Annotated in this window: 12 protein-coding genes; 1 reads left to right on the plus strand and 11 read right to left on the minus strand. The window is 71.8% G+C overall.

Going from position 1 to position 12,948, the window contains the following annotated elements; all coding sequences use genetic code 11:
* The 10 genes from VFE05_18050 to VFE05_18095 form a co-directional block, all read right to left on the minus strand.
* Positions 1-798: Mur ligase family protein (locus tag VFE05_18050; GenBank protein HET6231981.1), on the minus strand; the 798-nt coding region annotated here is incomplete at its 3' end.
* On the minus strand, positions 795-1,904 hold the full coding sequence (mraY, locus tag VFE05_18055; GenBank protein ID HET6231982.1) for a phospho-N-acetylmuramoyl-pentapeptide-transferase: 1,110 nt from the start codon (positions 1,902-1,904) through the stop codon (positions 795-797). The genes mraY and VFE05_18050, both read right to left, overlap by 4 nt.
* An 84-nt stretch (positions 1,905-1,988) precedes the next feature.
* Positions 1,989-3,401 (minus strand): UDP-N-acetylmuramoyl-tripeptide--D-alanyl-D-alanine ligase, encoded by a 1,413-nt coding sequence (gene murF / locus VFE05_18060; GenBank protein HET6231983.1) that lies wholly within the window; start codon positions 3,399-3,401, stop codon positions 1,989-1,991.
* Positions 3,402-3,405: 4 nt separating this feature from the next.
* Positions 3,406-4,908: a UDP-N-acetylmuramoyl-L-alanyl-D-glutamate--2,6-diaminopimelate ligase gene (locus VFE05_18065; protein HET6231984.1), complete on the minus strand. Its 1,503-nt coding sequence runs from the start codon at positions 4,906-4,908 to the stop codon at positions 3,406-3,408.
* Positions 4,908-6,917: a penicillin-binding transpeptidase domain-containing protein gene (locus tag VFE05_18070; GenBank protein ID HET6231985.1), complete on the minus strand. Its 2,010-nt coding sequence runs from the start codon at positions 6,915-6,917 to the stop codon at positions 4,908-4,910. Before VFE05_18070 ends, VFE05_18065 begins: the two co-directional genes overlap by 1 nt.
* Positions 6,914-7,309 (minus strand): hypothetical protein, encoded by a 396-nt coding sequence (locus tag VFE05_18075; protein HET6231986.1) that lies wholly within the window; start codon positions 7,307-7,309, stop codon positions 6,914-6,916. Before VFE05_18075 ends, VFE05_18070 begins: the two co-directional genes overlap by 4 nt.
* Positions 7,309-8,241 carry a 16S rRNA (cytosine(1402)-N(4))-methyltransferase RsmH gene (rsmH, locus tag VFE05_18080; protein ID HET6231987.1) on the minus strand — a complete coding sequence of 311 codons (933 nt, stop codon included), beginning with the start codon at positions 8,239-8,241 and terminating at the stop codon, positions 7,309-7,311. Before rsmH ends, VFE05_18075 begins: the two co-directional genes overlap by 1 nt.
* 10 nt (positions 8,242-8,251) lie before the next feature.
* Entirely contained in the window at positions 8,252-8,683 is a 432-nt protein-coding gene (locus VFE05_18085) for a hypothetical protein (GenBank protein HET6231988.1), read from the minus strand.
* Between the two features lie 810 nt (positions 8,684-9,493).
* A complete protein-coding gene (locus VFE05_18090; GenBank protein HET6231989.1) occupies positions 9,494-10,411 on the minus strand; it encodes a S1/P1 nuclease in 918 nt (305 codons plus the stop codon).
* 134 nt (positions 10,412-10,545) lie between these two features.
* Positions 10,546-10,863 carry a hypothetical protein gene (locus VFE05_18095; protein HET6231990.1) on the minus strand — a complete coding sequence of 106 codons (318 nt, stop codon included), beginning with the start codon at positions 10,861-10,863 and terminating at the stop codon, positions 10,546-10,548.
* A gap of 257 nt (positions 10,864-11,120) precedes the next feature.
* On the opposite strand from VFE05_18095, the gene VFE05_18100 reads away from it, so the two are divergent.
* Positions 11,121-11,273, plus strand: coding sequence for a hypothetical protein (locus tag VFE05_18100; GenBank protein ID HET6231991.1), 153 nt, complete (start codon positions 11,121-11,123; stop codon positions 11,271-11,273).
* 411 nt (positions 11,274-11,684) lie between these two features.
* On the opposite strand, the gene VFE05_18105 is transcribed toward VFE05_18100, so the two are convergent.
* Positions 11,685-12,948 (minus strand): TonB-dependent receptor (locus VFE05_18105; protein HET6231992.1); only part of this gene is annotated, 1,264 nt, incomplete at its 5' end.

Here is a 12,948-nt window from a genome sequence, read left to right on the forward strand (position 1 = left end):
GAGGCGGAGCGTCAGCACGCCGTCGTCCGAGACGAAGCCGCCCATCTCATCGGCGGAAAGCTGGCTCGCGACGCGGAAGTAGTAGCGCGTCCCGGGCGCATCTCCCGGAAGCTCGCGGGCCGTCTCGTCTTCCCCGTTCAGGATCCAGATGCTGTCCGCGGTGGCGTTGCGGAAGAGGCGCGCCTTGTCGCCGTAGTATTCCTCCAGGCTGGCGTACCGGTCGAGATGGTCGGGCGCCAGGTTGGTCAGGATGCCCATCGCAGGCGCGAACTTGTCGATGTCCGCGAGCTGGAAAGAGGAGACTTCGACGACGGCGACGTCCGGCGGCGTGTCGCGCAAAGCAAGCTCCGACAGCGCGATGCCGATGTTGCCGCCGGCCGGCGCGTCCTTGCCGGCCTCGGTCAGGAGATGCGAGAGCAGCGCGGTGACGGTCGTCTTCCCGTTCGTGCCGGTGATGGCGATCACGGGGGCGTCCAGCAGCGCGAACGCGAACTCCACCTCCGCCTGCACGGGCACGTGGGCCACGCGCGGATCGCGCAGGATGGGCACCGTGCGCGGGATGCCGGGGGAGAGGACGATGCGGTCGCATCTGCCGAGCTTCTCCGCGTCGTGGCTGCCCGCGTCCGCCTCGCCGCCCAGGGCGCGCACCTGCTCCGCGGCCTCGCGCGTGGCGGGCGTGTCGCCCAGGTCGCTGGCGTACACGTGCGCGCCGCGGGCCAGCGCCAGGCGCGCGGCGGCCAGGCCGCTTCGTGCGAGGCCCAATATGCCCACGGTCTGCCCGGCCAGCGGAAGGGTCATCGGATCTTGAGCGTGGCGAAGGCGAACATCGCGCAGATGATCCCCGCGATCCAGAAGCGGATGATCACCCGGTTCTCGTGCCACCCGATCTGCTCGAAGTGGTGGTGCAGCGGCGCCATGCGGAAGATGCGGCGCCCCGTGCCCGTCGTCTTCTTCGTGTACTTGAAGTAGACCGTCTGCGCGGCCACCGACACCGTCTCGGCCACGAAGACGCCGCCCACGATGGCGAGCAGGAACTCCGCCTTGAGCAGCACCGAGATGGCGCCAAGCACGCCGCCGATGGCCAGAGACCCCGTGTCGCCCATGAACACCTCGGCCGGGTGCGCGTTGAACCAGAGGAACCCCATGCAGGCCCCCGCCAGCGCCACGCAGAAGATGGTCAGCTCGCCCGAGCCCGGCAGGTAGAAGAGGTTCAGGTAGTCCGACGTGTCCACGCGGCCCAGCACGTACGCGAAGATCCCGAACGTGAGCGCCGCGATGGCCGAGAGCCCGGCGGCCAGGCCGTCCAGCCCGTCGGTCAGGTTCACCGCGTTCGAGAAGGCGGTGATGATGAACACGACCCAGATGGGGTACGCGAACCAGTAGAAGTTCAGGTGGAAAGTCTTGAAGAAGGGGATCTGCGTCCACGTGGCCGGCACCTGCTGGCTGAACGGGTGCCAGATGAGCACGATCCCCAGCAGCAGGCCGATGGAAACCTGGCCCACGATCTTGTAGCGGCCCACCAGCCCTTCCGTCTTCTTGCGGACGATCTTGAGGTAGTCGTCCATGAAGCCCAGCCCGCCCAGCCAGACCAGGACGATCATGGCCGCCCACGTGTACCAGTTGGTCAGGTCCGCCCAGAGCAGCGTGGGCACCACCGTGGCGAGCACGATCAACACGCCGCCCATCGTCGGAGTCCCGCTCTTGCCCAGGTGCGTCTGCGGGCCCTCGGTGCGGACGACCTGGCCCACCTTGAGCATGCGCAGCCGGGAGATGACAGCCGGCCCGAAGTAGACCGCCACCACGAACGCCGTGACCACCGCCCCCGCCGCCCGGAACGTCTGGTAGCGGAAGAGGTTGAAGATCATCCAGTAGTCGGCGAGTCGAACACACAAGTGGTAGAGCACCGTGTCAGGCTCCGGCCGGTTGGTGGAAGTCGGGTCGCATGCGGAAGGTGCGGTGTGCGTCGGGCTCGGATGGGCGGACAGTGCTCACGTGGGGTTACCCCAGTCCCGCTGCAGCAGCGGGATCCAGCGCTCCAGCTGCACCCCGCGCGAGCCCTTGAGCAGGATCGTCTCGTTCCCCTCGAACGACGGCGCGGAGGCGGCGTAGGCGTCCAGCGGGTCGTCGCCAGTGACCAGACGGTCGCCCAGCTCGGCGGCCAGCCGCGCGAAGGCGGGGACGAAATCGCCCGTGGCGATCACGCGGTCGATGCCGCCGTCGCGGACGTGAACGGCGATCTCCTCGGCCGCGCGGCGGTGGATGGCATCGGCGTGGGCGCCCAGCTCGCGCATGGTGCCGACGACGGCGACCTTCTTCGCGTCGGCCGGGATGGCGGCGAGGAGGTCGACGGCGGCGGCCAGGCTGGGCGGGTTGGAGTTGTAGCAGTCCGCCAGGACACGCATCCGCCCCACCTCGTGCCACTCGCCGCGCAGCTTGGGCCGCGCCATCGCCCCGATGCCCCGCGCCGCATCGTCCGCGCTGACGCCCAGCTCCAGCGCGACGCCGAGCGCGATCAGCGCGTTGCGGACGTTGTGGCGGCCCGGCTGCGGGAGATGCACGGCGGTGCCGCGGAAGCTCCAGCGCGTGCTGCCGTCCCGCTCCACATCTACCGAATCCATCCCGCCGTCCGGCCGCAGGTCCGCCGTCTCTTCCAGACCCGCGACGTGTACACGCCCGCGGCCGAGAAGCTCGTACGCCTTGGCGGGCAGCTCCGCCGGCTCGTCCGCGACGATGGCGACGGAGGCGGCGGGAAGGCCTTCCAGCAGTGCGACCTCCTCGCGGAACACGCCCGCGACGTCGCCGAAGCCCTCCAGGTGCTCCTCGCCGATAGAGGTGATGATGCCCACGTCCGGCTCCACGATGGCCGTCAGCACCTCGATCTCGCCCGGCTCGTTCGTCCCCATCTCCACCACTGCGACGTCCGCGTCGTCCGGGATCGACAGCAGCGTGAGGGGAACGCCCACTTGATTGTTCAGATTGGCTTCCGTCGCGTGCACGCGCAGGGTCGATCCGAGGGCGGCGCGCAGCAGCTCCTTCGTGGTCGTCTTCCCGTTGCTGCCGGCCACTCCGACGACCTTTCCGCCGAACGCGCGGCGGCGGTGGCGGCCCAGGCGGCCCAGCGCGGTGCGCGTGTCGGTGTCCGCCACGAAGAGGCGCATTCCCTCCGGCGCGTCTACAGGGACGCGGCTGACGACGGCGGCGGTGGCGCCCGCATCTGCCGCCTGGCCGAGGAAATCGTGCGCGTCGAAGCTGGCGCCGCTGAGGGCCACGAAAAGGCTGCCCGCCGTGATCTTCCGCGTGTCGGTCGATACGCCCGCGTACGTGGTCTCTGCATCTTCCGGAGATGCGTCCAGGCCCAGCGCGCGGGCCACCTCTGCCGCCGTCCAGCGGAATTCCGCCACGCCCCTACCCCTCCCGTTCCGCTGCAAATGTTTTCCGCCCGGCAAGGAGTTCGCGAATCACCTCCCGCTCGTCGAACGGAAGCTTCTCGGTGCCGCGGATCTGGTAGGTCTCGTGGCCCTTGCCCGCGAGCAGGACGAGGTCGTCCCGGCCCCCTTCGTTGAGGGCGTGGGCGATGGCCTCCCTGCGATCGGTAAGCCGGACGCGCGGTGCATCTCCCATGCCGCGTTCGATGTCGTCGGCGATGGCTTCCGGGTCCTCGGTGCGGGGGTTGTCGGAGGTCACGATGGCGAGGTCCGCAAGGGCCGCGGCGACGCGTCCCATCTCCGGACGTTTCCCCTTGTCGCGGTCCCCGCCCGCCCCGAAGACGACGATCAGGCGGCCCCGGACCAGGGGGCGAACGGCGAGCAGCGCGCGCTCCAGCGCATCGGGCGTGTGCGCGTAATCGACCAGCGTCGTCACCGCGTCCGGCGGGCCGACCACGCGCTCCAGGCGGCCGGGGACCTGCGGCAGCGTGGCGAGCCCGGCGGCGATCTCGTCCGCCTTCCAGCCCATGCTCCACAGCGCGGCGGCGGCGCCCAGCGAGTTCGCCACGTTGTAGCCGCCGAAGAGGGGGAGCGCGACGGGCGCCGAGCCGTCCGGCGTCTCCAGCGTCCACTCCATCCCGCCCTCGCCCACGCGGACGTCCAGCGCCCGCACATCTGCCGGGCGGTCGATGCCGAAGCGGACGATGCGCGGCGCATCTACCGAGTCCCACGCGGGATCGTCGGCGTTGAGCACGGCGGCGGCGCCGGGCTTGAGGAGGCCGACGAGGCCCAGCTTCGCCTCGCGGTACTCCTCCATCGTCGCGTGGTAGTCCAGGTGGTCGCGCGTGAGGTTCGTGAACAGCGCCGCGTCGAACCGCGCCGCCGCCGCCCGGCCCTGGTGCAGCGCGTGCGACGAGACCTCCATCGCCACGCCGCGCACGCCGTCATCCGCCAGCCCACGCAGCCAGCGGGCGAGGTCCACCGGCCCGGGCGTCGTCAGCCCCTCCGTCCCCTCGACCACCTTCCCGTCCGGCCCCACGGCGCCCAGCGTGCCGATCGAAGCGGCGGGCATCCGCGTGGACAGGAGATGGCGGAGGATGGCCGCCGTCGTGGTCTTCCCGTTCGTGCCGGTGATGCCGACCAGAGCCAGCTCGTTCCACGGGTCGCCGAAGAACTCCGCCGCCGCGTACGAGGCCGCCAATCGACCGTCCGTCACCTGGATCTGCCGGAGATCGACCTCCTCCGACGCACGCTCAACCGTCGCCCCCGCGGCGCCTTTCGCGGCCACGTCGGGGAGGAAGCGGTGCCCATCTCCCGTCGTCCCGCTCACGGCGCAGAAGAGCCAGCCGGGGCCGATCTGCCGCGAGTCGGACGAGAGGTCGTCCACGTTCACCTCGTCCAGCAGCCCGCCGCGGACGCCCGCGAGCAGCCCTTCGCGCTCCAGGCGCTCCGCGATCTGCGAGAGAGGAACGGAGCGCGCCATCAGCGGCTCCTCCCCACGAGCGTCACCGTCGCGCCGCGCGAGCCCATCGCCCCCGCAGCGGGAAGCGTGGAGGCGACGTCGCCGCCGCCCTGGAGGCGCACGTGGAAGCCGAGGGCGTGCATCCGCCGCGCGGCGTCGCGCAGGGAGAGGCCGGCCACATTCGGCACGGGGACGGAAGATGCGGGCGCGTCGCCGTCCGGCGCGGGCGCCTTCGGAGAGAGGAAGACGTAGGTGCCTTCGGTGCCCGACGGAGCCGCGGGCTGGTCATCCGCCGGAACCGCCGTCGCCGCCGCCATCTGGTGCACCGGCAGGCGGGAGGCGAGTAGGCTGCGGCCGTCCAGCGCGCGGGTGTGCGCGGCGAGGATGGCCTGGAACGTCTCGCGGCTCACCGGTGCCGCGGTGACGCCGCCATAGAACGCGCCCTGCGGCCGGTCGATCTTCACGTAGATGGCGAGCTGCGGGTCCTGCGCGGGGAAGAAGCCGGCGAACGTGGCGTTGTACGAGTCCGCCTCGTACCTCCCGCCCACGCCGGTGCGCCGCGCCGTGCCCGTCTTCCCGGCGACCACGAAGGTGGAGAGCGACGCGCGGGTGCCCGTGCCGTCCTCGACGACCGAGGCGAGGACGCGCCGCAGCGAGTCCGCCACCGCGCGCGGGACCACGCGACGCAACGGACGAGGGGCGACGTCGCGCACCGTCTCGCCCGCGGAGCTGCGGACGTGGTGGACGAGGTGCGGCTCCATGAGCGTGCCGCCGTTCGCCAGCGCGCCGTACGCCATGGCGAGCTGCAGCGGCGTGACCGCCACCTCGTAGCCGATGGCGACGCTGGCGGGCGTGTACCCGGACCACTGCTTCAGCCCCGGCAGGCGGCCGGAAGCTTCCGCCGGGTACTCGACCCCCGTGGCCGTGCCGAAGCCGAAGTCGCGCAGGTAGCGGTACTGCTGGGCGGGCGGGATGCGCTCGCTGAACTTGGCCATGCCGATGTTGCTGGACACCCGCAGCGCATCGCGCAGGGTGAGCCACTGGTTCTCTTCCACGTCCCTCAGCACGCGGCCGCTGGGCATGGTCCACGAGCCGTTCTCGCCGAAGATGCGGTCGCCCAGCTTCGCGTATCCCCCGGCGAGCAGGGACGCGACGAAGAAGGGCTTGATGGTCGATCCCGGCTCGTACGGCTCGATCATGGCGCCCAGGCCGATGCCGCCGCCGGGGCGCTTGGAAACCGCGGCCAGCACCTCGCCCGTGCGCGGATCGGTGAGCAGCATGTCGCCGCCGGCCGCGTTGGTGGTGCGGATGGCCTCGGTCAGCGCCTCGTCGGCGATCTGCTGGAGCTCGAAGTCGATGGTGAGGTAGACGTCGCTGCCGTCGCGCGGCGGCTCCACCGGCAGGGTGATCGAAGACTCGACCACGCCGTGCGCGTCACGCCGGTTCACCGCGTAGCCGTCGATCCCCCGGAGCACGGTGTCCTGCTCCTGCTCGATCCCGCCCGCCGCCCGCCCGTCGGCAGACACGCCGCCGAGGACCTCGCGGGCGATGGCGCCCTGCGGGTAAAAGCGCTCCAGCTGGCGGTCCCAGTGCAGCCCGCGAACGCTGTCCAGCGCGTGCCGCTGCTCGGGCGAGAAGCGGCCGGGGACCACGACCCAGGCGCGGCGGCGGTCCACGAGCTTGCGAGCCGCGGGACGGGAGATGCCCAGCGCGCGCGCCAGCCTGTCCGCCGCCTTCGCGTCCTTGATCTCGCGCGGGGCCACGGAGAGCGCGAACGTTTCGCGCGTGAGCGCCAGCGGCACGCCCTCGCGATCATAGATGCCCCCGCGGCGCGCGGGAAGCGGCTGCCGCGCCTGCTGCTGCTCCGCGGCGACGGCGGCCCACTTGCGCCCCTCGAACCCCTGCAGCTCCACCCCGCGGCCGATGATCGCCAGCCCCGCCGCGCAGACGGCGACGGTGAGGATGTGGCGGCGGGCGGGCAGCTTCTCGGCCGCGTCCCAGCGCTTCTGGCCGTCGCGCGCGCGGCTCATTTCGCCCCCGCGCTGTCGGCGGGGACGCGCGCGGCGCCGGCGGGAACGGGCAGCAGCACGATCTCCTCGTCGGTCGGTAGATGCAGACCCAGCCGCTCCTTCGCGACGCGGACGATGCGCGCGCGGCTCTGGAGCGCCTGGATGCGGTTCGCCATCTCCACCTTCTCGCCCTCGGCCACCGCGAGCTCGTTGCGCAGCCCGCGCAGCTCCCGCTCGCGCTCCACGGCGCGCGTCTGCCGCCACACCACCGCGCCGAACGCGGCGAGCAGGACGGCGACGAAGCCCGCGGTGCGCAGCATCGCCCGTCCGCGCCCGCTGCCGCGGCGGCGGCGCGGGCGGCCGGGAAGCTCGGCGCGCGGCTGCTTCGCGCGGGGGCGCGGCGGGGAAGCCATCAGCCCTTCCTCCACGCACGCAGGCGGGCGCTGCGGGCACGCACGTTCTCGCGCACCTCTTCGGGAGATGCGGACACGGGCTTGCGCGTGAGCGTCTCGCCGTCCGCCACCCCGCCGCAGATGCAGATGGGCAGGCCGGGCGGGCAGGTGCAGGCGGTGCTCCAGTCGCGGAACGCGTTCTTCACCAGCCGGTCCTCGAGCGAGTGGTAGCTGAGCACGGCGAAGACGCCGCCGGGCGCCAGCGCGTCCCTGAAAGCGGGAAGGGCGCCCTCCAGCGCCCCGATCTCCCCGTTCACCGCGATGCGAAGCGCCTGGAAGATGCGCGCCCTGTCCGACGCGTCGCTGCCGGGCAGCGCCCGGCCGATGATCTCGACCAGGTCGTCGCTGGTCTCGATGCGGCGTTTGGCGCGGATCTCCAGGACGATGCGGGCCAGCATGCGCGACCGCTTCTCCTCGCCGTAGCGGAAGAAGACGTTCGCCAGGTCCTCTTCCTCCCACGTGTTCAGCACGTCGGCCGCGCTGGGCTCGCCCGCGCTGTCCTGGCCCATGCGCATGTCCAGCGGCGCGCCGGGCCGGAAGGTGAAGCCGCGCTCCGCCTCGTCGATCTGGTGGGATGAGATGCCGAGGTCCAGGAGGACGCCGTTCAGGGTGCCGGGTTCGATGCCCGCCGCCGCGACGGACGAGGCGAAGTTCGAGCGGACGAGGCGGGCCCGGCCGCCGAAGCGGGCCAGGCGTGCGCCGGCCTCGCGCAGCGCGTCGGGGTCGCGGTCCACGCCCACCAGCTCCGCGTACGGCGCGCGCTCCAGCAGCGCCTCGGCGTGGCCGCCGCCGCCCAGCGTGCCGTCCAGATAGACGCCGCCGCGCTCGGGGCGGAGGTACGACATCACCTCCTCCACCATCACGGGAGCGTGGTAGTCCGAGGCGTGCGTCATCGGGGACCAGTCAGCCGAAGATCTGGTGCATGAAGCGAGCGGCATCGGGCACCGGGGTGGCAACGGTTTGCGCGAAGCGGTCGGGATTCCAGAGCTCGATACGGTCGATCGCACCCACCACCAGGGTGGGGCCGGCGATGCCCACCGCGTCCTGCAAGCGTTGCGGGACGAGGATGCGGCCCTGCTTGTCCGGCGTGACCTCCACCGCGTTGGCGGTCACGCCCAGCACGAAAGGGCGGGCCTGCGGCTGGAGACGAAGCATCTCGCGCAGGCGCACCTCCACCTCGGCCCAGGCGGGCTCCGGGTACAGCGTGAGGGCGTTTTCAGCGACGTGGACCAGGACCAGCGGACGTTCTGCAGTGTCGCGGCGGAACGAGACGGGAAGGTTGAGCCTTCCCTTCTCGTCGATCTGGTGCAGGTAGCTCCCCAGGTAGCCGCTCATTCGCTCCGGTTGCTTGGGAGGCCCGGAACGGCGGCCCCACTCTCCCCCACTTTCACCCACCTGGACCCAAGGTAACGCGAAAGCGGGTCACGTCAAGACGAACGTAAGCCGAAGCATACGACTGCAGATGCACCGGAAAACCGCTGCGCCCGCGGGGCGTAGCAGCTTCCGCTAAACACGGCTCCGACCGGAAGTTGGAGAACCTCCGCATCTCCCTCCCGAAAACGTCAGTTGCGCTGCCGTTTCTGGTCGATGGCGAGTGGCGCTCACGGACAAACGCCCGCGGGTCCAACCTGCGGCTAGAAACGGCACGAAGCGCCTCCGCGGGCTGCGTCTTCGGCTTCGGTTGCGGAACTGAGGCGGAGAGGCCGCCGACACGCCCGGGCGGGTAAACCCGCGGGGCTACGACGGCGCGAAGCCCGCTGCGCGGGCTGCATCTGCGGCATCCACGCGGTGTCCACCCTTTCGCGCCAATGCGGCGATCACGGTGACCGCCGCGCATCATCATCTCCGCGCTCCGCACCGATCCCGGCTGCACGCCCGCTCCGCACCGCATCAATGGGTGCGGCAGCAGCCTACGCACGTGGGCTTCGCGCTTTAGCCGCCCGGGCGATGCCACCCGCGCGTCACCACCGACGGGCGCCGCATCTACCGCATCTACCGCATCTACCGCATCTACCGCGTTTCACCCGTTGTCGAAGCGGCGCTGTGGTCGATGGCGCCGTCCCACATCTCCCGAAACGCGAACCGACCCTCCCCCGTGATGCGGAGGAGGGTCGGCGTGCTTCCAGAGCCGGCAACGGTCGGCGATTACCGCCCGAAGGCGTGCTCCAGCGTGTCGGCGAGGCGGTAGCCGGCTTCGGCGATGGCGGGGTCGACGACCTTGTTCGTCCACGCAGCGTACGACTGCACCGGCTCCTGGCCGCGCTTCAGCTCGGCGGGGTACGCCTGGCGGGCCGTCGCGAAGCCCTCCATCGACCAGGCGGCCGCGTCCTGCGGCGCCAGGTGCCGGCGGAACATCGACGCGGGCTCGCGGCGCATCACCCCGGCGGCGATGCGGCCCACGCGGCTTTCCACCGTCTCGCCCGCCAGCAGCGGGAAACGGCGGCTGAGCGCGCTGTCCCAGTAGCCGTGCAGGCTGTGCGTGCCCTCCAGCTTGAAGTCGTTGCCCCCGTGGTCGCCCTGCGGCTCCATCAGCGTCATGCGCGCGCTGTTGTGCAGCGGCTGGTGCGCGTCGCCCGTGAGGTGCTCCACCCAGGCGAGCAGCACGGCGCGCCGCCCGGCGTCCAGGTTGGGGTCCGCGATCTCGCGCTCGAAGGCGTTGAGGCTGTCCACCAGCATCCCCGCCGTGCCCCGCGTGCTGATGCGCGGCGGCGCGCCCTCGTACGCCTGCTCCCAGAAGTGGTTGACGTAGTGCCACGACGGCTGGTGGTACGCCGCGCCCTTCACCGTCTTGTCGCGGATGATGTCCGCCCACGTGGCCGCGCGCACGAAGAGCTCGCGCTCGCGAATGGCGGCGGGCAGCGCCGGGTCCAGCAGGTCGCGGATGCCGGAGCTGTCTGGCGCCTGCATGAGCAGCGCGATCACCCAGGCGCGCGTCTGCGGGCGCATGGTCTCCCACGCGATGCGCGCGACCACGCGGTGGCCCACGTCGTCCCACGCGCGCGCGGGCCGCGGAAGCAGGAACGCGGCGCCGAGGGCCAGTGCGACCAGTGCGGATTTCTTCATCGTCGGTCCGGGAACGGAGTGGGTTCGGTAGATGTGCGGCGCTGGATCAAACCGCGCCGCGGTCGTGCGTCTGGGCTGGCGAAACCAACGTCGCGCGGCGGGTGGGGACGCGCAAGTCGCTCGTCCGCCGTGCGTCAGCCCGTGCGGTCCAGAAGCTCCAGCGCGTGCATCACCAGCATGCTCACGGCATCCGCATGCGCGTATCCGCCGTCGTACAGCAGGTCCACGTTCTGGAAGAAGGCCGCCAGCAGCACGAGGTCGGCCACCAGCAGCTCGGCGGGCACACGGGCGGCGGGAGTCGGGTCGCTCGCGCGGGCGATCAGGTTGGCGACGACCGCCCGCACCCGCGCCTCCGCGCTGGCGGGCACGTCGCGCACGCCGAGCGGCCGCGCCACCTGCGCGACCACCGCGTCCACGAACGGACGCACCGCATCGTCCAGCTCTTCCCGCATCCGCCTGACCGTTCGGCGTGAATAGCGCATGAGCGGCGGCAATCTACGACCTCGCGGCGTGGCGGACGAGCCCGCCGAACGAATGGACGGCACCGTTCCCCGCGCCCGGTCGAAGAAGAATCGCTGGCGGCGGCGTGAGGTCCACATTCACCTTTTCCGCCTAGTGTTGATCAGGGGCGCAGAAACATTTATTTTCATCCTCCCACCCGCCCGGCACCCCGCCGGGCCCATACTCATCCAAGCGCGGAGACACCAGCATGGCCCACGACTTCCAGGACCTGACCAACGACGAGATGGACTCGATCATCGGCGGCGGCGACATTGCCACCACCGTGATCGAGGGCGCCAAGACTGTCGGTACCAACCTCGCCCGGCTCGGCCAGGCGATGGTCGACCTCCTGACCAAGTAGCCGACCTCGCCGGAAAGAAGCTGCGGAACGGCTCGTTCCGCAGCTTTCCCTGCGCCGAACAGCGTTCCTTTCAGGAAATTTTCGGCGAAAATATCAGGTTCGCACCCGGCGGATGGTGCTACGCCCCCCGCCGCCGGACGCACGAAGCCCCTCCGCGAACGGAGGGGCTTCAGGTGCCATCGGCCGCCACCGGCCTCCGGTGGACCCTCGCGGGCCCGGCGTGGTTCGCTGTCCGGGTTCTCATCCGTGCCCACCCAGGAGGACGCGCAAGCGTCGGTGGGGGTAATCTCGGCTTTCTCGTTCCCGGCTTCGATTGCCACGAAGCGTAAAACACCGCGGAGAGCGGGAATGTTTGCGGAGTTCACCCCTCCGCGCGTATACGGCCGTCGCACGCTGCGCCCGGTCGGACGATCAAAGCTCCAAACGCACGCCCAGGTTGAGCTTGCGCCCGTCCAGCGGCGCCCACGCGTCCGTCGTCCAGCGCCCGCCGGGCCCGGCCGAGGGGCGCAGCAGCGGTTCCCACCGCGTCTGCCGCACGCCGCCCAGGTTCTCGGCGTTGAGAAAGACGCCCGTCTCCCCGAAGCGCAGCTCGCCCAGAACGCCCACGAGCAGGTACGAACGGCTCCACTGGCGATACGGATCATCCTCCAGCCGCTGCCGTCCCGTGTACGAGGTCTCCACCCCGATGCGGCCCCGCGCCTCGCTCTCCAGCAGCACGTCCAGCGACAGAGCGTGCCGCGGGACCAGCGGCGACTCCACGCGCCGCGCCCGCTCCGGGTCCGCCTCGCGCGAGCGGGTGAAGGTGTGCGCGGCGATCACGTGCAGCGGCGCGGCGTTGAACGACGCGAGCAGCTCGGAGCCCCAGGCCCGCGTGGGCGACGCCGCGTTCACCAGCTCCAGCAGTCCCGGCGCGGAGAGGGACGGCCGCGCGAGCACTGCGTCGCGGATCTCGGCGGCGAAGAGCGTCTCGGTAACCTGCCAGCGGGCGGACGCCCATCCCACGTCTACCGAGCCGTTGCGCGCCCGCTCGGCCCGAAGCCGTCCGGGCGGCACCAGGCGCTGGAGGCCCACGGCTTCCACCTCTTCCACCAGCCGCGTCGGCGGCATGTAGCCCGCGCCGGCGGACAGCCTCACCGTGAACGGCTCCGCCGGCCGCAGCAGCAGCGAGGCGCGTGGGCTCACGCGCGTGCCGAACCCGCGGTCGAAGTCCGCACGGACGCTCGCCGCCACGCGCAGCCACTCGGCGGGCGCGTACTCGTCCTGCGCGAACACGCCCGGCACCGTGCGCCCGTAGCCGGCCGCGGGGTTGGCGGCGGACGAGAGCGCGTCGTGCTGCACGGCGGCGCCCAGCAGCCACGCGTGCAGCCCGGCGGTGCCCCCCAGCGTGGCCTCCGCCAGCCCGGTGCGCGTCCGCTCGCGGTCGCCCTCCTCGCCGAACGAGCGCCGCCGCCGCGTCTCGGCCGCCGCGGCGCGCACGCCCAGCAGCAGCCCGCCGCGCGTGGGGAAGCGCCCGGACAGCCCGCCGTCCACCCGCCGCGTTCCCAGCGCCTCGCGGAACTCGCTGCCGTCGGGCAGCCGCGCGCCGTCCACCGTCCCGCCGCGCCTTTCCTCGGCCAGGTAGCCCACGGTCGCGAAGACGGAGCGGCCCGCGCCGCCGTCCCAGAAGAGCCGCGGG

It is taken from the genome of Longimicrobiaceae bacterium (assembly GCA_035696245.1).
Taxonomy (GTDB): Bacteria; Gemmatimonadota; Gemmatimonadetes; order Longimicrobiales; family Longimicrobiaceae; genus DASRQW01.

Bases quoted from the DNA above. Each gene is read 5' to 3' on its own strand.
- VFE05_18085 (HET6231988.1), bottom strand. From the start codon at position 8,683: ATGAGCGGCTACCTGGGGAGCTACCTGCACCAGATCGACGAGAAGGGA.
- VFE05_18095 (HET6231990.1), bottom strand. From the start codon at position 10,863: ATGCGGGAAGAGCTGGACGATGCGGTGCGTCCGTTCGTGGACGCGGTG.
- VFE05_18100 (HET6231991.1), top strand. From the start codon at position 11,121: ATGGCCCACGACTTCCAGGACCTGACCAACGACGAGATGGACTCGATC.
- rsmH (HET6231987.1), bottom strand. From the start codon at position 8,241: ATGACGCACGCCTCGGACTACCACGCTCCCGTGATGGTGGAGGAGGTG.
- VFE05_18065 (HET6231984.1), bottom strand. From the start codon at position 4,908: ATGGCGCGCTCCGTTCCTCTCTCGCAGATCGCGGAGCGCCTGGAGCGC.
- VFE05_18090 (HET6231989.1), bottom strand. From the start codon at position 10,411: ATGAAGAAATCCGCACTGGTCGCACTGGCCCTCGGCGCCGCGTTCCTG.
- VFE05_18075 (HET6231986.1), bottom strand. From the start codon at position 7,309: ATGGCTTCCCCGCCGCGCCCCCGCGCGAAGCAGCCGCGCGCCGAGCTT.
- VFE05_18070 (HET6231985.1), bottom strand. From the start codon at position 6,917: ATGAGCCGCGCGCGCGACGGCCAGAAGCGCTGGGACGCGGCCGAGAAG.